Source organism: Dellaglioa algida DSM 15638 (assembly GCF_001434695.1).
GTDB lineage: Bacteria > Bacillota > Bacilli > Lactobacillales > Lactobacillaceae > Dellaglioa > Dellaglioa algida.
In genome coordinates this window covers 44010-63265 of sequence record NZ_AZDI01000010.1, presented here as the reverse complement: position 1 = coordinate 63265, position 19256 = coordinate 44010, and the positions used below count along the sequence as shown (strand labels likewise).

At 37.8% G+C, this 19256-nt stretch carries 12 protein-coding genes and 1 riboswitch; of the genes, 11 read left to right on the top strand and 1 reads right to left on the bottom strand.

Translation table 11 applies throughout. From position 1 onward, the window contains the following. Window positions 1-159 precede the first annotated feature (159 nt). The 6 genes from FC66_RS06895 to FC66_RS06870 all read left to right on the top strand — a co-directional run bounded on the left by FC66_RS06895 (window position 160) and on the right by FC66_RS06870 (window position 13814). Window positions 160-627, top strand: a complete 468-nt coding sequence (locus FC66_RS06895; protein WP_057974653.1) for a CtsR family transcriptional regulator — start codon at window positions 160-162, stop codon at window positions 625-627. 14 nt (window positions 628-641) lie between these two features. Next, complete coding sequence (locus FC66_RS06890) at window positions 642-3122, top strand: ATP-dependent Clp protease ATP-binding subunit (RefSeq protein WP_057974652.1); 2481 nt, start codon at window positions 642-644, stop codon at window positions 3120-3122. A gap of 108 nt (window positions 3123-3230) precedes the next feature. Beyond that, on the top strand, window positions 3231-4577 hold the full coding sequence (gene gorA / locus FC66_RS06885) for a glutathione-disulfide reductase (protein WP_057974651.1): 1347 nt from the start codon (window positions 3231-3233) through the stop codon (window positions 4575-4577). A gap of 265 nt (window positions 4578-4842) precedes the next feature. Continuing rightward, window positions 4843-8433, top strand: coding sequence for a DNA-directed RNA polymerase subunit beta (gene rpoB / locus FC66_RS06880; protein WP_181647393.1), 3591 nt, complete (start codon window positions 4843-4845; stop codon window positions 8431-8433). A 95-nt stretch (window positions 8434-8528) separates the two neighbouring features. Beyond that, window positions 8529-12182 (top strand): DNA-directed RNA polymerase subunit beta', encoded by a 3654-nt coding sequence (gene rpoC / locus FC66_RS06875; protein WP_057974649.1) that lies wholly within the window; start codon window positions 8529-8531, stop codon window positions 12180-12182. Between the two features lie 144 nt (window positions 12183-12326). Then, a riboswitch (purine riboswitch) is annotated at window positions 12327-12424 on the top strand. A gap of 64 nt (window positions 12425-12488) precedes the next feature. Then, complete coding sequence (locus FC66_RS06870; protein WP_057974648.1) at window positions 12489-13814, top strand: nucleobase:cation symporter-2 family protein; 1326 nt, start codon at window positions 12489-12491, stop codon at window positions 13812-13814. A 35-nt stretch (window positions 13815-13849) separates the two neighbouring features. Here FC66_RS06870 and FC66_RS08200 read toward each other — a convergent pair whose 3' ends face one another. Beyond that, window positions 13850-14542, bottom strand: a complete 693-nt coding sequence (locus FC66_RS08200) for a prepilin peptidase (protein WP_057974647.1) — start codon at window positions 14540-14542, stop codon at window positions 13850-13852. 252 nt (window positions 14543-14794) lie between these two features. Here FC66_RS08200 and rpsL point away from each other — a divergent pair, with 252 nt between their 5' ends. From rpsL to rplC, 5 genes are all read left to right on the top strand, one after another. Further along, complete coding sequence (gene rpsL, locus FC66_RS06860; protein ID WP_057974646.1) at window positions 14795-15205, top strand: 30S ribosomal protein S12; 411 nt, start codon at window positions 14795-14797, stop codon at window positions 15203-15205. 45 nt (window positions 15206-15250) lie between these two features. Then, the gene (gene rpsG / locus FC66_RS06855; RefSeq protein WP_057974645.1) at window positions 15251-15721 is read left to right on the top strand and encodes a 30S ribosomal protein S7; all 471 of its coding nucleotides are present in this window, start codon (window positions 15251-15253) and stop codon (window positions 15719-15721) included. A 93-nt stretch (window positions 15722-15814) separates the two neighbouring features. Beyond that, on the top strand, window positions 15815-17908 hold the full coding sequence (fusA, locus tag FC66_RS06850) for an elongation factor G (RefSeq protein WP_057974644.1): 2094 nt from the start codon (window positions 15815-15817) through the stop codon (window positions 17906-17908). A gap of 345 nt (window positions 17909-18253) precedes the next feature. After that, the gene (rpsJ, locus tag FC66_RS06845) at window positions 18254-18562 is read left to right on the top strand and encodes a 30S ribosomal protein S10 (protein WP_057974643.1); all 309 of its coding nucleotides are present in this window, start codon (window positions 18254-18256) and stop codon (window positions 18560-18562) included. Window positions 18563-18607: 45 nt separating this feature from the next. Next, the gene (gene rplC / locus FC66_RS06840) at window positions 18608-19240 is read left to right on the top strand and encodes a 50S ribosomal protein L3 (RefSeq protein WP_057974642.1); all 633 of its coding nucleotides are present in this window, start codon (window positions 18608-18610) and stop codon (window positions 19238-19240) included. Window positions 19241-19256 lie beyond the last annotated feature (16 nt).

Genomic DNA, 19256 nt, shown 5'->3' with positions numbered 1-19256 from the left:
GGGGTCGCAGGTTCGAATCCTGTTTTCCCGATTAATTAAAAAAGAACCTAAACATTACGTTTAGGTTCTTTTTTTGTCTCAAGACAAATGACTTTCAATTTTGATATATATTTCGTATAATTAAAGTCAACATTAGTCAAACTATTTGAGGTGATGAATATGCAGGGTCAGAATATTTCTGATGTGATTGAAAAGTACTTCAAAAAAATTCTGTTGGATGAAAAAGCAATCGTTATTAAACGCTCTGAAGTTGCTGAATTATTTAATTGTGTACCATCGCAGATAAATTACGTAATAAATACTCGCTTCACTATCCAAAATGGATACGTGGTTGAGAGTAAACGTGGTGGCGGTGGGTATATAAAAATTGAAAAAGTAAACCTTTTTGCGGATCAAGAATTTATTCAAACACTAGAAAATTTAATTGGCACGGATGTGTCTCAGCAAGAAGGATACGATATTATACAAAGCTTATATGATGAAAAAACGTTAACGAAAAAAGAATCTAATTTAATTTTGGCCACGATAAAAAAAGATGCTTTTCTTGGGATGGATACCAACTTGGAAAACACGGTACGTGCTAAAATGTTAATTAATTTAATTAATCGCTTACGATATGAAGAGTAGAAAGAGGTAATATTATGGATAATTTATTTACTCCGAGCGCAAAGGAAGTTCTTATCAGGGCTCAGGAAGCGGCCAAACATTATCGTCAACAAGCTGTCGGTACTGAACATTTACTTTTAGCCTTATCTGAAGTTCAAAATGGTGTTGCAGATAAAGTGTTAAAGCAGTTTGATGTTGATCCAGAAGATATAATGGAAGAGATTGAAAGATTTACCGGTTATGGTTCGTTGAGATTAACCAAAAATGACACTTATTTACCATATTCACCAAAGGCAAAAATGATTTTATCAATTGCTAATGATGAGGCTAAAAATTTAAATGCAAGTAAAGTCGGTACGGAACATCTTCTACTAGCACTTACAAGTAACAATGAGATATTGTCATCGAGAATTATGGGCAGTCTGAGTGCAGATATTAAACAGGTTCGTAAGATAATATTCCGTCAACTTGGCGTTAGTGAAGTTCAAATGAGACAGAAAAATCGTGGTAATAAAGATAATGCAGAGCAAGGTACGCCCACATTAGATGAATTAGCTCGTGATTTAACTAAAATGGCACGTGACAAACAGATTGATCCCGTGATTGGCCGAGATTCTGAAGTGAAAAGATTAACTCAAGTCCTAAGTCGCCGAACGAAGAATAACCCCGTATTAATTGGTGAACCTGGTGTTGGTAAAACGGCGATTGCCGAGGGATTCGCACAACGATTAGTTGACGAAAATGTTCCCGAAGATATGATTGGTAAACGATTAATGATGCTCGATATGGGTTCATTAGTTGCGGGTACAAAATATCGTGGTGAATTTGAAGATCGATTGAAAAAGATTTTGAAGGAAGTTTACACAACTAAAGATGTTATTTTATTTATTGATGAATTGCACACGTTAATTGGTGCCGGTGGTGCTGAAGGCGCTATTGATGCATCAAATATCTTGAAACCAGCTTTGGCTCGTGGTGAGGTCCAAGTTATTGGCGCAACCACTTTAGACGAATATCAAAAATATATTGAGTCTGATGCCGCTTTGGAACGTCGTTTTGCAACAATAACGATTAAAGAACCAACGGAAGCACAAACGGTTGATATTTTAAAGGGTCTTCGACCTAAGTACGAGGCGCATCATCACGTTCAAATTACTGATGACGCAATTGAAGCGGCTGTAGAATTGGGAAATAGATATATTACTGATCGTTTCTTACCAGATAAGGCCATTGATTTAATGGATGAGGCTGCTGCTCAAGTTCGTATTGAACGTCCAAGTACTAAATCAAAATTAAGTAAAAAACAAGATCAGCTTGATGAATTACGTCAACAAAAGGATGATGCGGTTAGTCAACAAGATTTTGAGTTGGCTGCGGGCATTCGAACAAAGGAAATGCGTGTTAAGAAACAGGTTGAAGATTTAGAAGCTGAAAAGGTTGCTGCTGTTGAATCTGAGACGGAACACTATGATATAAAAGTAAATAGTGAAGAAGTTGCAAGTATCGTTTCTGATTGGACGGGAGTCCCACTTCAACAACTAAATAAAAGTGAAAGTGATCGCTTACTTCACCTTGAGGACGTCCTGCATAAACGGGTTGTTGGTCAGAATGAGGCAGTTAGCTCAATTTCAAAAGCAATTCGACGTGCTAGAAGTGGTTTGAAAAATCCAACGAGACCAATTGGATCATTTATGTTCCTTGGCCCAACTGGAGTTGGTAAAACAGAATTAGCCAAGGCACTTGCTGAGGCAATGTTTGGTTCTGAAGAGGCAATGATTCGGGTTGACATGTCGGAATACATGGAAAAATATAGTACGAGTCGTTTGATTGGTTCGCCACCAGGATATGTTGGATATGACGAGGGTGGGCAATTAACTGAAAAAGTTCGTCAAACACCTTATTCTGTGGTTCTTTTAGATGAAGTTGAAAAAGCACATCCTGATGTTTTTAATATCTTACTTCAGGTCTTAGATGATGGGTACTTAACAGATTCTAAAGGTCGCAGAATTGATTTTAGAAATACGATTATTATTATGACATCTAACTTAGGTGCAACTGCCATTCGTGATGAAAAATTTGTTGGGTTTGGTATTGAATCTGAGAAAGATGAATATAAAGCAATGTCCGAAAAAATTCGTGCGGCTCTGAAAAAATCGTTCCGTCCTGAATTTTTGAATCGAATTGATGAATCAATTATTTTCCATTCATTAACTAAAGATGAACTACATGAAATTGTGAAGTTGATGACTAAGGAAGTTCTTGATCGTTTGAAGGAACAAGGCATTAAAGTAAAAATTTCATCTGCCGCAATTGATGTTATTGCTAAGGTTGGTTTTGATCCTGAGTATGGTGCTCGACCAATTCGTCGCGCATTACAAACAGAGGTTGAAGATCGATTAAGTGATATCCTCCTTTCTGGTCAGATAAAAGACAATGATAATGTGATGATTGGTGCAGTAAAGGGTGTCATTAAAGTAACCGTTAAGGAACAGAAAATTAAAGCAACAACGAAATAAATTTTAAAGGGTGTAACTATTTATGTGGTTGCGCCCTTTTTAGGCATTAAAATATGAGAATTTAGTAATTCAATCTATAATCAAGCTAGTAGAAAAGGAGGGTCACACATGGAAAAATTTGATTTTATTGCAATCGGTGGTGGATCTGCCGGTATTGCCGCAGCAAACCGTGCCGGATCTTTTGGCAAAAAAGTATTATTAATTGAAGGAAATGAAATTGGTGGGACCTGTGTCAACGTGGGATGTGTACCAAAAAAAATTATGTGGTCAGCGGCATCAATGGCTCAAGACTTTAATTTAGCTGCTGATTATGGATTCGATGTCCAGAAACCTCAGCTGAAATTTGCAAAATTAGTTGCTAATCGTTCCGCATATATTGATCGGTTGCACGGTTCTTATTTTAGAAATCTTGATAAGAATCATGTTCAAGTTATTAAGGGTTATGCAAAGTTTGTTGATAATCGTACGGTTGAGGTTAATGGCTCGCAGTACGAATCAGATCATATTTTAATCGCGGTTGGGGGTACACCAGATATTCCTGATATTTCTGGCGCGGAATATGGTATCGAATCAAATCAGTTTTTTAATGAGTTAAACGAGCTACCTACCAGTGTTGCAATTATCGGAAACGGTTATGTTGGTACTGAGCTTGCGGGTACTTTAAATGCGTTAGGGTCAAAAGTGCATATGTATGCGAAATATGATGCACTTTTACCTAAATTTGATGAATTAATTTCAACGAATGTGACGGAATCGTATGTAAAAAAAGGAATTGATATTAGTTTTAAATCAGAGATAGCTGAGATAAAGAAGACTAGTGACGGTAAACTTGAAGTGGTTGCTAATGATGGCACGATCATTGTAGACCGCGTTATCTGGGCTGTTGGGCGTCACCCGGTGACTGATAAAATTAATATTTCGGCGACGGACGTTGTGTTAAATGATGATGGTACTATTATGGTCGATGACTATCAAAACACGTCTGTTGCTGGCGTTTACGCAACCGGTGATGTGATTGGTAAAATGGATCTAACACCCGTTGCGATTGCTGCCAGTCGCCGATTGATGGAACGCGTCTTTAACAACAAGCCAACTGAACATTTGGATTACCAACTTGTGCCGTCAGTCGTTTTCTCTCACCCAGTTGCCGGAACCATTGGTCTAACTGAGACGGAAGCGATACTGGAATATGGTGAAGATAATCTTAAAATATATCGATCAACATTTACACCGATGCGTTATAGTTTGGGTGATGTTAAAGAGACCGAGAATTTGAAATTAATTACATTCGGTGAGAACGAACGTATTATTGGCTTGCATGGTGTTGGCGAAGGTATGGACGAGATGTTACAAGGTTTTGCAGTTGCTATTAAGATGGGTGCAACTAAAAAAGATTTCGACGATACAGTTGCTATACATCCAACAAGTGCCGAAGAATTTGTGACAATGACATAGCGAACAGGAACTGTTGACATCTGATTCAAGAACGTATATGATAATTAAATGTATAATACTGTGAATTTTTATAGCTGATTACGATCTATTGTCCGTAAGAAGCCTTATAGAGAAACAAAAATGGTTATTGTTTAAAAAATAAATAAACTATTTTTGTTTTTTCTTTTGTCAAAAAAACCGATTTTTTCGTCTAGTATGCAATTTGTAACCAAATTGTAATATAAAATCATCGGCTTTTGGCAGGTTTACAGAATAAATTTGAGAGGTGACTAATTTGGCTGGACATTTAGTAAACTACGGTAAACACAGTACACGTAGAAGTTACGCACGTATCAAAGAAGTTTTAGATTTACCTAATTTAATCGAAATTCAAAGTGATTCTTACCAATGGTTCTTGGATGAAGGTCTTCGTGAAATGTTTGAAGATATCATGCCAATTGACGATTTTGCTGGTAACTTATCATTAGAATTTGTTGATTACCAATTATTAGAACCTAAATATACTGTAGATGAAGCACGCGCACATGATGCGAATTATTCTGCTCCACTACATGTAACATTACGTTTAACTAACCATGAAACTGGCGAAATTAAATCACAAGATGTTTTCTTTGGTGATTTTCCATTAATGACTGAACAAGGAACCTTTATTATTAATGGTGCCGAACGAGTTATCGTTTCTCAATTAGTTCGTTCACCAGGTGTCTACTATAATGGTTCATTAGATAAAAATGGCCGTGAAACATACGGTACAACAGTTATTCCTAACCGTGGTGCATGGTTAGAATATGAATCTGATGCTAAAAACATTTCATATGTACGTATTGATCGTACACGTAAAATTCCGTTAACTGAATTGGTCCGCGCTTTAGGATTTGGTTCTGATGATGAAATTATTGAAATGTTGGGAAACAACGATAGCTTAATGCTAACGCTTGAAAAAGATGTTCATAAAAATACAGATGATTCACGTGTTGAAGAATCTTTAAAAGATGTTTATGAACGACTACGTCCCGGCGAACCTAAAACGGCTGACAGCTCACGTAGTTTATTGACGGCTCGTTTCTTTGATCCAAAACGTTACGACTTAGCTCCAGTTGGTCGTTACAAAATCAATAAGAAATTAAGCTTGAAAACACGTTTATTGAATCAAACATTAGCTGAGACATTGGCTGATCCAGATACTGGTGAAGTGCTTGCACAAAAAGATACCGTAATTGATAAACAAGTTATGGAAACTTTAGCACCATACCTTGATCGTCAAGATTTCAAAACGGTGACTTACCATCCATCAGAAGATGGGGTTGTTACTGAACCAATGGTTCTTCAAATCGTTAAGGTTTACTCTCAAGTAGATCCAGAACGTGAAATGCCAATGATTGGTAACGGTAATATTGACTTACAATATAAACATATTGTACCTGCTGATATTATTGCTTCAATGAACTACTTCTTTAACTTGAAAGAAAACATCGGTTCCGTGGATGATATTGATCATTTAGGTAACCGTCGGATTCGTTCAGTTGGTGAATTACTACAAAATCAATTTAGAATTGGTTTATCACGAATGGAACGTGTCGTTCGTGAACGTATGTCAATTCAAGATACAACAACTGTGACACCACAACAATTGATTAACATTCGTCCTGTTGTGGCTTCAATTAAAGAATTCTTTGGTTCATCTCAATTGTCACAATTCATGGATCAAACTAATCCACTTGGTGAATTGACGCATAAACGTCGTCTTTCTGCCTTAGGACCTGGTGGTTTGACTCGTGATCGTGCCGGATATGAAGTTCGTGATGTTCATTACACGCATTACGGTCGTATGTGTCCAATTGAAACGCCTGAAGGACCTAATATTGGTTTGATTAATAGTTTATCAAGCTACGCACGTGTTAACCGTTATGGTTTTATCGAAACACCATATCGTCGTGTGAGCTGGGAATCACATCAAGTAACTGAAAAAATCGATTACTTGACTGCTGACGAAGAAGATAACTATGTTATTGCACAGGCTAACTCACCATTAAATGAAGATGATTCATTCGTGAATGAACTTGTAATGGCTCGTAACCGTTCAGAAAATATCGAAATTGGTATTGATAAAGTCGATTACATGGATGTTTCACCTAAACAAGTTGTGGCTGTTGCTACAGCATGTATTCCTTTCTTGGAAAATGATGATTCTAACCGTGCCTTAATGGGTGCCAACATGCAACGTCAAGCTGTTCCTTTAATCAATCCTCATTCACCACTTGTTGGTACAGGTATTGAATATAAGGCAGCTCATGATTCTGGTGTGGCTTTAATTAACAAAAACGAAGGTACTGTTGAATATGTTGATGCGCGTGAAATTCGTGTTCGTCGTGAAGATGGTGCTTTAGATAAATACAAATTAATGAAATTCCATCGTTCAAATGGTGGTAAAAACTACAACCAACGTCCAATCGTTCGTGTGAATGACCATGTTGATGCTGATGAAATTTTAGCTGATGGTCCTTCAATGGAAAATGGGGAATTAGCTTTAGGCCAAAACCCATTAGTTGCCTTCATGACATGGAATGGTTATAACTTTGAAGATGCTGTTATTATCAATGAACGTCTTGTTCGTGATGATGTTTACACGTCAATTCATATTGAAGAATTTGAATCAGAAGCACGTGATACGAAATTAGGACCTGAAGAAATTACTCGTGAAATTCCTAATGTTGGTGAAGATTCATTAAAAGATCTTGATGAATTTGGTATCGTTCGTATTGGTGCTGAAGTTAATGATGGTGATATCTTAGTTGGTAAAGTAACGCCTAAAGGGGTTACTGAATTATCTGCTGAAGAACGTTTATTACATGCTATCTTTGGAGAAAAAGCTCGTGAAGTACGCGATACTTCATTGAAAGTTCCTCATGGTGGTGGCGGTATTGTTCAAGATGTTAAAATCTTTACTCGTGAAGCAGGGGATGAATTAAGTCCTGGTGTTAACATGATGGTTCGTATCTACATCGCACAAAAACGTAAGTTACGTGTTGGTGATAAGATGGCTGGACGTCATGGTAACAAAGGGGTTGTTTCAATCGTTGTGCCTTCTGAAGATATGCCTTATATGCCAGATGGTACACCGGTTGATATTCTCTTGAATCCCATGGGTGTTCCTTCTCGTATGAATATTGGACAAGTATTAGATCTTCATTTAGGTATGGCTGCTCGTAAATTAGGTATCCACGTTGCAACACCTGTTTTTGATGGTGCTCGTGATTCAGATATCTGGAATGTCTTTAAAGAAGCTGGAATCTCAGAAGATGGTAAGACAATTTTATATGATGGACGTACTGGTGATGCATTTGATAACCGTGTCTCTGTAGGGGTTATGTACTACATGAAACTTGCTCACATGGTTGATGATAAAATTCATGCTCGTTCAATAGGACCATACTCATTAGTAACGCAACAACCTTTAGGTGGTAAAGCACAATTTGGTGGACAACGTTTTGGTGAAATGGAAGTTTGGGCACTTGAAGCTTATGGTGCCGCTTATACGTTACAAGAAATTTTAACGTACAAATCTGATGATGTTGTGGGTCGTGTGAAAACATACGAAGCAATTGTCAAAGGTGAACCAATTCCTAAACCAGGTGTTCCTGAATCATTCCGTGTTCTTGTTAAAGAATTACAGTCATTAGGATTAGATATGAAAGTACTTGATGCTAAGAAAGCTGAAATTGAATTACGTGACATGGATGATGACGATGATGATATCGTTAATGTGGATGCGTTAAGCAAGTTAGCTAACGAACAAAAAGAGAAAAAAGCTAAAGAAGAAGCCGAAAAAATGGCTGCTGAAATGAACAAAGAATAATTTTGGCTTAGTTACTGAACTTGAATTTGTGTTGATGAAGCTAATTTCAGTTTAAGAAATTCAATACACTATAAAACTAAAGGGAGGTCGGTCCTTTGATCGATGTCAATAAATTTGATAGCATGCAAATTGGCTTAGCATCTTCTGATAAGATTAGAAGCTGGTCATACGGTGAAGTTAAAAAGCCTGAAACAATTAATTATCGTACATTGAAACCTGAAAAAGATGGATTATTCGATGAACGTATTTTCGGACCAACAAAAGATTGGGAATGTGCCTGTGGTAAATACAAACGTATTCGCTATAAAGGTATTGTCTGTGATCGTTGTGGGGTTGAAGTTACACGTTCTAAAGTACGTCGCGAACGTATGGGTCATATCGAATTAGCTGCACCAGTTACACATATCTGGTACTTTAAAGGAATTCCAAGTCGTATGGGTCTTGTCTTAGACATGAGCCCTCGTGCTTTGGAAGAAGTTATTTACTTTGCTTCTTATGTTGTTACTGAACCTGGTAACACACCTCTTGAAAAGAAACAGTTACTAACAGAACGTGAATATCGTGAAAAACGTGAAGAATACGGAACTGAATTCGAAGCTGGAATGGGTGCCGATGCTATTCGTCATTTATTACGCGATGTTAACCTTTCTGGTGAATCTGAAGAATTAAAGGAAGAATTGAAAGATGCTACTGGCCAAAAGAGAACGCGTGCCGTTCGTCGTTTGGATATTTTAGAAGCATTCTTACTTTCTCAAAATGAACCTTCATGGATGGTTATGGACGCTGTTCCTATCATTCCGCCTGATTTACGTCCAATGGTTCAATTAGAAGGTGGCCGTTTTGCCACTTCTGATTTAAATGATTTATACAGACGGGTTATTAACCGAAATAACCGACTAAAACGTTTATTAGATTTGAATGCTCCTGGTATTATTGTTCAAAATGAAAAACGTATGTTACAAGAAGCTGTTGATGCATTGATTGATAATGGTCGTCGTGGCCGTCCAGTTACTGGACCAGGTAACCGACCATTGAAATCTCTTTCACATATGTTGAAAGGTAAACAAGGACGTTTCCGTCAAAATTTACTTGGAAAACGTGTTGATTATTCAGGCCGTTCAGTTATTGCTGTTGGACCAACGTTACAGATGAATCAATGTGGTATTCCTCGTGAAATGGCTTTGGAATTATTCAAACCATTTATGATGAAAGAACTTGTTAAACGCGAAATGGCATCAAATATTAAAAATGCTAAACGTAAGCTTGATCGTCGCGATGAAGACATCTGGGATGTTTTAGAAGAAGTTATTGTTGAACATCCAGTTCTTCTTAACCGCGCACCAACACTTCATCGTCTTGGTATTCAAGCTTTCGAACCAATTTTAGTTGATGGTAAAGCAATTCGTCTTCATCCTTTGGCTTGTGAAGCTTACAATGCCGATTTTGATGGAGATCAAATGGCTATCCATGTACCTTTATCTGATGAAGCACAGGCAGAAGCTCGTTTGCTTATGTTAGCTGCTCATCATATCTTGGCACCTAAAGATGGTAAACCAGTTGTAACACCTTCTCAAGATATGGTTTTAGGTAACTACTACCTTACAATGGAAGAAGCTGGTCGTGAAGGCGAAGGCATGATCTTTAAAGATGCTAACGAAGCAGTGATGGCTTACCGTAATGGATACGTTCATTTGCATACTCGTATTGGATTACAAACAGCAACACTTGCTGCTGAAGGTAAACCATTTACGGATTGGCAAAAAGAACGCATTATGATCACAACTGTTGGTAAAGCAATCTTTAATGAAATCTTACCTAAAGAATTTGCTTATATTAACGAACCTAAGAATGATAACTTAATTAACCAGACAGCCGATAAATATTTCGTTGAACCTGGCGATAATATTGGCGATATGATTAAAGCGCAAGAAATTATTTTACCTTTCAAAAAAGGCTTCTTGAGCGATATCATTTCTGAAGTTTATAAACGATTTAAAGTAACTGAAACTTCTAAGATGTTAGATCGTCTTAAAAACTTGGGTTACGATCAATCAACACATGCTGGTATCACAGTTGGTATTTCTGATGTAACTGACTTGAAGGAAAAACCTGCAATTATCGAAGAAGCTCATAAACAAGTTGCTTTGGTTGCAAAACAATTCCGTCGTGGTTTGATTACAGAAGATGAACGCTATGAACGCGTTATTGCTATCTGGACACAAGCAAAAGATGACATCCAACAAAAACTGATGGAAGCATTGGGCACACAGAATCCTATCCAAATGATGAGTGATTCTGGCGCCCGTGGTAATATCTCTAACTTTACTCAATTAGCTGGTATGCGTGGTTTGATGGCAGCTCCTAATGGTAAAACAATGGAATTACCTATTATTTCTAACTTCCGTGAAGGTTTGTCTGTGTTGGAAATGTTTATCTCAACTCATGGGGCTCGTAAAGGGATGACTGATACGGCCTTGAAGACTGCCGATTCTGGATACTTGACTCGTCGACTTGTTGATGTTGCTCAAGATGTTATTATTCGTGAAAAAGATTGTTTCACTGATCGTGGCTTAGATGTATCAGCCATCAAAGAAGGAAATGAAATGATCGAACCATTGTATGACCGTATTTTAGGTCGTTACGCAATGAAGACCGTTAAAGATCCTAAAACTGGTGATGTTATTGTCACTTCAAATGAAATGATCGAAGAAAGCAAAGCGCAAGCAATTATCGCTGCTGGAATCGAACAAGTAACAATCCGCTCAGCATTTACATGTAACACGAAGCATGGGGTTTGTGAACATTGTTATGGCCGTAATATGGCTACTGGCGACCAGGTTGAAGTTGGTGAAGCAGTTGGTACTGTTGCTGCTCAATCAATCGGTGAACCCGGAACTCAATTAACAATGCGTACTTTCCATACTGGTGGGGTTGCCGGAGATGATATTACACAAGGTTTACCTCGTGTTCAAGAAATCTTCGAAGCACGTAATCCTAAAGGTCGTGCCGAAATTACAGAAGTAACTGGTGTGATTGAAGCGATTGAAGAAAATCCTGCTGAACGTACTAAAGAAGTAACAGTTAAGGGTGAAACTGATACACGAACATATAGCTTACCTTATACTGCTGTTCTTAAAGTTGCCGAAGGCGATAAGATTCATCGTGGCGAAGCACTTACAGTTGGTTCAATTGATCCTAAACAATTAATTCAAGTTCGTGATGTTCTTTCAACGGAGAACTACATTCTTCGTGAAGTTCAAAAAGTATATCGTATGCAAGGGGTAGAAATCTCTGATAAGCATGTGGAGGTTATGTCTCGTCAAATGTTACGTAAGGTTCGCGTTATGGATCCCGGTGACACAGACGTATTGCCAGGTACTTTGATGGATATCATGGATCTTAAAGAAGATAACTATAAGACATTGATTAAGGGTGGCATTCCAGCTACTTCACGTCCTGTCTTGCTTGGTATCACTAAAGCTTCTCTTGAAACAAACAGTTTCTTATCAGCTGCATCATTCCAAGAAACAACTCGTGTTCTTACGGATGCTGCTATTCGCGGTAAGAATGATCCATTAATTGGTCTTAAAGAAAATGTTATTATTGGTAAGATTATTCCTGCCGGTACTGGTATGCCAGATTACCGTCAAATCAAACCAAAAGAAACAGGTTCAATTTCGGCTAATGTTTATTCAATCTCAGACATTGAGAAACGAATGAAAGAAGAAGAAGCTGGCGTGAACGACTAACGTTAAAGCAAAAAAAGAACAATTCTTATTAATTTAAGAGTTGTTCTTTTTTTTGTGCTTTATAAACGAACGATAGATGTAACAAGTAAAAAAACATCCGTGAACCATTGAATGAATAAATGGACTGTGTTAATATTGTCATACAATAAAAAAATACCAACCACCTATATAATGTCATGATATGGATGCTAGTCTCTACCCGGAGCCGTAAATTCCGGACTATATGTGAGTTAAATTAAGCGCGTATTAAGAGCGAAGTCCATAAAAACCTGACTTATTAGTGTGCAGGATAACGTGGAGGATTGAATGAAAGATAGCACGGAATTAGAAGATAGTAGTTTGGATGAATCTAACTTATCAAATTTTAAAGCATCAATATTAGGGTTGCAGCATTTATTAGCCATGTATTCGGGCGATATTTTAGTACCATTGTTAGTTGGAGCTGCACTTGGGTTTAGTACAAAACAAATTACTTATTTAGTTTCGATGGATATTTTTATGTGTGGGATTGCAACATTGCTGCAATTAAAACGCACACGTTTTACCGGGATTGGTTTACCAGTAGTACTTGGGTGTGCAATTGAGTATGTGGCACCATTATCAGCCGTAGGGAAACATTTTGGACTGGGAACAATGTACGGATCAATTATTGCCGCCGGGATATTTATCTTCTTAATCGCAGGTTTTTTTGCGAATATTAGAAAGTTCTTCCCACCAGTTGTAACGGGTTCATTGATTACATTGATTGGGTTAACATTAATTCCGGTCGCCTTTACTAACATGGGTGGCGGGGATATTACGGCTAAATCATTCGGAAGTATTCCTAATCTGATTGTTGCCGGTGTAACAGTCCTCGTCATCCTAGGGTTGAACATCTGGGGACGCGGATTTATCCAACAAGTCGGGATCTTAATTGGTATCTTAGTAGGTGTTGTGGTTGCTTCGTTCATGGGTGAGGTATCATTAGAGCCTGTGAGTCAGGCAAGTTGGTTCCAGCTTCCTCATGTCTTCATGTTCGCTGCTCCAAAATTTGAATGGTCATCAATTGTGACGATGATTCTAGCTGCTTTGACAACAATGATTGAGTCGACTGGTGTGTTCTTTGCGTTAGGTGATATCGTTGGTCGTCCTATCAAAAAGGATGATTTGAAAAAAGGGTACCGTGCTGAGGGACTTGCAGCTATTTTGGGTGGTATTTTCAATACATTCCCTTATTCAACTTTTTCACAAAATGTTGGGATCGTTCAATTATCAGGAATTAAAACAAAAAAACCGGTATACTTTTCAGCATTCTTTTTAATTGCCTTGGGTTTGCTTCCAAAAATTGGTGCAACGGCAACTGTCATTCCCGCATCCGTTCTAGGTGGTGCCATGTTGGTAATGTTCGGAATGGTTGGTGCGCAAGGAATTAAAATGTTGCGTGAAGTCGAAGGTAGTAATAGCAATTTATTAATTATTGGTATCTCAGTCAGCTTAGGTCTTGGCGTAACTGTTCAACCAGCGTTGTTACAAGCCTTACCTTTAACGATTCAAACTATTTTTGGCAACGGACTTGTTGTTGGTAGTTTGTCAGCTGTTATATTAAACGTTTTATTCAATTATGGTCATTTAAATGACGCAATCGAAGACTAAATTAAAGGCCGAGCATAGTTGCTCAGCCTTTTTGTTTATATATAGAAAGATAATGCAAAAGTTAGATAGGTGCCTAACGTTAAATGCGGAACGAACGCAAAAATCTGATATCTCATTTGGTTTGTGCAGAGAAAATATATGAGTGCACTTATACAAGCGAAAAGCGTCACAATCAAACAAAAATGGATGCCAAATGTTAGTTGAATGACAAGCAGTAGTATGAAATCGCCGACCCCCATTTTTTGTTGAAAGCATAATGCAAATAGAAACAGGCTAAATAATAAGATTTCTAATAATGAGTCTGGTAAGCCGAGCAATAAATAGTGCCAAACAATAAATATGAGGCCACCACCAATAGTTAGACGACTAGAAATAAGCCGATTGGTAAAATCCATAACGGATAAAAAAGTGAGATAAAATAAAAATGCGGTAACCAGTATAAATAGTGGCGGGGAAAGTTTGGCGAAAGCCAGAGGCAACATAATAGCCAAACTGCATTCAAAAATAAATGAATATGCTGGAAATTGCCCCTTGCAGAATCGACAATGTCCACGTAATCTAAGAAAAGCGTAAATCGGAATAAGGTCTCGCCAAGGGATGTTTACCCCACAATAGTCGCACATCGATCTTTGACCGAGTTGACTTTGATTCAACGCATGGCGTGTCGCAGTACAGGTAATAAATGATCCCAGGCAGGCGCCTAGTAAAAATAAGTAGCTAATTAACATAATTTATATCCTCCTATGTAAAAAATACGCTTTTTAATACAAATACCATTGACGAAAATAAAATACCATGCTATTCTGTGTAAGGTGCTTTTTGTGAACAGTTAATTCATCTACATAGTTGAGATTCTGTATAACAGCAGCGCATTATAAGCCAGACGTCTAGGACGTTATTTTTTATTATTAAAAAATGAACCACCTGGATGTGTGGACTTAAAAACAATTAACCTATAATAAGGAAGGAGGAAACTTTAGATGCCAACAATTAATCAATTAGTTCGTAAAGGTCGTAATTCTAAAGGTTCAAAATCTGGTGCACCCGCATTAAACTTCGGGTATAACAGTTACAAGAAAGTTCAAACAGATAATCCTGCACCACAAAAACGTGGGGTTGCTACTCGTGTCGGAACAATGACACCTAAAAAGCCTAACTCTGCTTTACGTAAATATGCGCGTGTTCGTTTATCTAACCTTCTTGAAGTTACAGCATACATTCCTGGTATTGGACATAACTTACAAGAACATAGTGTTGTTCTTATTCGTGGTGGCCGTGTAAAAGATTTACCTGGGGTACGTTACCATGTTATCCGTGGTGCTCTTGATACAGCCGGTGTTGCTGATCGTAAACAAAGTCGTTCAAAATACGGCGCAAAGAGACCTAAATAAGTTTAGGTCATTCTAATAAAAATAGAATCTAAGGAGGTTATTTAGATGCCAAGAAAAGGCCCAGCTCCAAAAAGAGAAGTATTGCCTGATCCAATTTACAATTCTAAATTAGTAACACGTTTAATCAACCGTTTAATGTTAGATGGTCGTCGTGGTACTGCATCAAAGATCTTGTATGATGCATTCGAAATGATTAAAGAACAAACAGGAAACGAACCTAATGAAGTTTTTGATGAAGCTATGAAAAACATCATGCCCGTACTTGAAGTTAAAGCTCGCCGTGTCGGTGGTTCTAACTACCAAGTGCCAATTGAAGTTCGCCCTGATCGTCGTTCAACTTTAGGTTTACGGTGGTTAGTAAGTTACGCACGTTTACGTGGGGAACATACAATGCCAGAACGTTTAGCTAAAGAAATCATGGATGCAGCAAACAATACTGGTGCATCAGTTAAGAAACGTGAAGATACACATAAAATGGCTGACGCTAACAAAGCATTCGCACATTACCGCTGGTAATTTTATAAAAGGATGGCTATTATATGATTTTGATAATCGATATAGTAGTCATTTTTTTGGATATATTTTAGAATTGGAAGGAGATCATACAAAATGGCAAATAAACGCGAATTTCCACTAGAAAAAACGCGTAATATTGGTATTGTTGCTCATATCGATGCTGGTAAGACAACAACTACTGAACGTATTTTATACTATACGGGTAAAATTCATAAAATTGGTGAAACTCATGAAGGAGCTTCACAAATGGATTGGATGGAACAAGAACAAGAACGTGGTATTACAATCACATCAGCTGCTACAACAGCTGAATGGAAAGAACATCGTATTAATATCATCGATACTCCAGGACATGTGGATTTCACTATTGAAGTTGAACGTTCACTTCGTGTCTTAGATGGAGCCGTTGTTGTTTTAGATGGTCAATCTGGTGTTGAACCACAAACTGAAAATGTTTGGCGTCAAGCAACAACATATTCAGTTCCTCGTATTGTATTCATCAATAAGATGGATAAAATGGGTGCTAACTTTGATTATTCAGTAGGTACAATCAAAGATCGTCTTCAAGTAAATGCTGTTCCTATCCAAATGCCAATTGGCGCTGAAGATGATTTTGAAGGTGTTATTGATTTAATCGAAATGAAAGCCGATTTATATGATAACGAAGATTTAGGTGCTACATGGGAAAGTATTGACGTTCCTGAAGAATATTTAGAAGAAGCTACAAAACGTCGCGAAGCTTTAGTTGAAGCCGTTGCTGATGTTGATGAAAAGCTTATGGAAAAATATCTTGATGGCGTTGAAATTACTAAAGATGAAATCAAAGCTGCTATCCGTAAAGCAACATTAAACCTTGAAATGTACCCAGTTCTTGCTGGTTCAGCATTTAAAAACAAGGGTGTTCAAATGATGTTGGATGCTGTTAATGATTTCTTACCATCTCCTTTAGATGTCAAACCTTATAACGCAACTGATCCTAAAACGGACGAACAAGTTGAAATTACAGCTGGCGATGATAAAGATTTCGCTGCTTTAGCTTTCAAAATTGCAACGGATCCATTCGTTGGTCGTTTGACATTCTTCCGTGTTTACTCAGGTACATTACAAGCTGGTTCATATGTTTTGAATTCTACTAAAGACACGCGTGAACGTGTTGGTCGTATTCTTCAAATGCATTCAAATCACCGTAATGAAATTCCTGAAGTATTCTCAGGTGATATCGCTGCTGCTATTGGTTTGAAAAACACGACAACTGGTGATTCTTTAACGGATGAAAAACACCCATTAATTCTTGAATCAATGGAATTCCCTGAACCAGTTATCCAAGTTTCTATCGAACCAAAAACAAAAGCTGATCAAGATAAGATGGATATCGGTTTACAAAAACTAGCTGAAGAAGATCCTTCATTCAAGGCAGAAACTAACCCTGAAACTGGTGAAACTTTAATCGCTGGGATGGGTGAATTGCATTTGGATATCATCGTTGATCGTATGAGACGTGAATTTAACGTTGAAGCTACTGTTGGTGAACCACAAGTTGCCTACCGTGAAACATTTACAAAAACTGTTTCTGCACAAGGTAAATTCGTTCGTCAATCCGGTGGTAAAGGTCAATATGGGGATGTTACGGTTGAATTCTCACCTAATGAAGAGGGTGGCGGTTTCGCATTCGAAGACGCTATCGTTGGTGGTGTTGTTCCTCGTGAATACATTCCTTCAGTTGAACAAGGTTTGAGAGAAGCTATGCAAAACGGTGTTCTTGCAGGTTACCCACTTATTGATGTTAAAGCCAAGTTATATGATGGATCATATCATGATGTCGATTCTAACGAATCAGCATTTAAAGTAGCTGCTTCAATGTCATTGAGAAATGCTGCTAAGAGTGCTGGTGCTGTTATCCTTGAACCAATGATGAAGGTTGAAGTTGTTGCTCCAGAAGATTACTTAGGTGATGTTATGGGACATGTAACTGCTCGTCGTGGACGTGTTGAAGGTATGGAAGCTCGCGGAAACGCACAAGTTGTTAACGCAATGGTTCCTCTTTCAGGTATGTTCGGTTACGCAACTACTTTACGTTCTTCAACACAAGGACGTGGTACATTTACAATGACATTTGATCATTATGAAGCTGTACCAAAAGCAATCCAAGAAGAAATTATGAAGAAAAACGGAACATCTGCTGACTAGTCAGCCGTTCTGAATTTTAAAAAGAAGTTATCGTTTATCGATAGCTTCTTTTTTTTGTGTTAAAATAACGATTGAATAAAAGTTGTTTCTGAAAAAAAGTGAATTATGATTTTCTAATGAGAAACTTTGAAAAAAAGAAAGAAAGCACTTGCCATAAGGCTTTATCTTTAGTAGTATAGATAAGTACCCAAAAACAGATGGCGTAGTTCGCCCTGTGGCAGGGTTTCATAGAATGAGCTAAGATGTGAAAGATTGCGACACGCCCGGCAGCTTTGCCACGCAAGGCGTGTCGGTCACTTACACGGAGCTAGTCTTATTTTTAAAATAGACGAAGGAGGGAACAAAATGGCAAAACAAAAAATTCGTATTCGCCTAAAGGCTTACGAACACCGTATTTTAGATCAATCTGCTGACAAGATTGTTGAAACTGCAAAAAGAACAGGGGCAACAATTTCTGGACCAATTCCATTGCCAACAGAACGTACATTATACACAGTTTTACGTTCACCACATAAGCATAAAGATTCACGTGAACAATTCGAAATGCTTACACATAAACGTTTGATTGATATCGTTAACCCAACACCTAAGACAGTTGATTCATTGATGAAACTTGACTTACCTAGTGGCGTTGATATTGAAATCAAATTATAAAACTCAGCAACAAAAATAAATTATAAACATATTGGAGGTGTACTTATGACTACAAAAGGAATCTTAGGAAAAAAAGTCGGTATGACACAAGTTTTTACTGAAAATGGTGAATTGGTACCAGTTACAGTGATTGAATCTACGCCAAACGTTGTTTTACAATTGAAAACAATTGAAAATGATGGTTACGAAGCAATTCAATTAGGTTACCAAGACAAACGTGAAGTATTAACAAACAAACCTGCTAAAGGTCATGCAGCAAAAGCAAATACTACTCCTAAGCGCTTCGTTCGTGAAATTAACGATGTCGTGCTTGGAGATTATACTGTGGGTGACGAAATCAAAGTTGATACTTTCTCAGCTGGAGACGTCGTTAACGTCACAGGTACGTCTAAGGGACATGGTTTCCAAGGAAATATCAAACGTTGGGGACAATCACGAGGTCCTATGACTCATGGTTCTCGTTACCATCGTCGTCCTGGTTCAATGGGTGCCGTTATTAACCGTGTATTCAAAGGTAAGAGATTACCAGGTCGCATGGGTGGCAAGCGCGTAACTGTCAAAAACTTGGAAGTTATCCGCGTTGACGTTGAAAGCAATGTTATCTTGATTAAAGGTAACGTGCCAGGCGCAAACAAATCATTAGTTACAATTAAAAACGTCACTAAAGACGCTAAATAACAGGAAGGAGGAATTT

Excerpts from the sequence above, each read along its gene's own strand:
- fusA (WP_057974644.1), top strand. The coding sequence starts at position 15,815 with ATGGCAAATAAACGCGAATTTCCACTAGAAAAAACGCGTAATATTGGT.
- rplC (WP_057974642.1), top strand. The coding sequence starts at position 18,608 with ATGACTACAAAAGGAATCTTAGGAAAAAAAGTCGGTATGACACAAGTT.
- gorA (WP_057974651.1), top strand. The coding sequence starts at position 3,231 with ATGGAAAAATTTGATTTTATTGCAATCGGTGGTGGATCTGCCGGTATT.
- FC66_RS08200 (WP_057974647.1), bottom strand. The coding sequence starts at position 14,542 with ATGTTAATTAGCTACTTATTTTTACTAGGCGCCTGCCTGGGATCATTT.
- FC66_RS06890 (WP_057974652.1), top strand. The coding sequence starts at position 642 with ATGGATAATTTATTTACTCCGAGCGCAAAGGAAGTTCTTATCAGGGCT.
- rpsJ (WP_057974643.1), top strand. The coding sequence starts at position 18,254 with ATGGCAAAACAAAAAATTCGTATTCGCCTAAAGGCTTACGAACACCGT.
- rpsG (WP_057974645.1), top strand. The coding sequence starts at position 15,251 with ATGCCAAGAAAAGGCCCAGCTCCAAAAAGAGAAGTATTGCCTGATCCA.
- FC66_RS06870 (WP_057974648.1), top strand. The coding sequence starts at position 12,489 with ATGAAAGATAGCACGGAATTAGAAGATAGTAGTTTGGATGAATCTAAC.
- FC66_RS06895 (WP_057974653.1), top strand. The coding sequence starts at position 160 with ATGCAGGGTCAGAATATTTCTGATGTGATTGAAAAGTACTTCAAAAAA.
- rpsL (WP_057974646.1), top strand. The coding sequence starts at position 14,795 with ATGCCAACAATTAATCAATTAGTTCGTAAAGGTCGTAATTCTAAAGGT.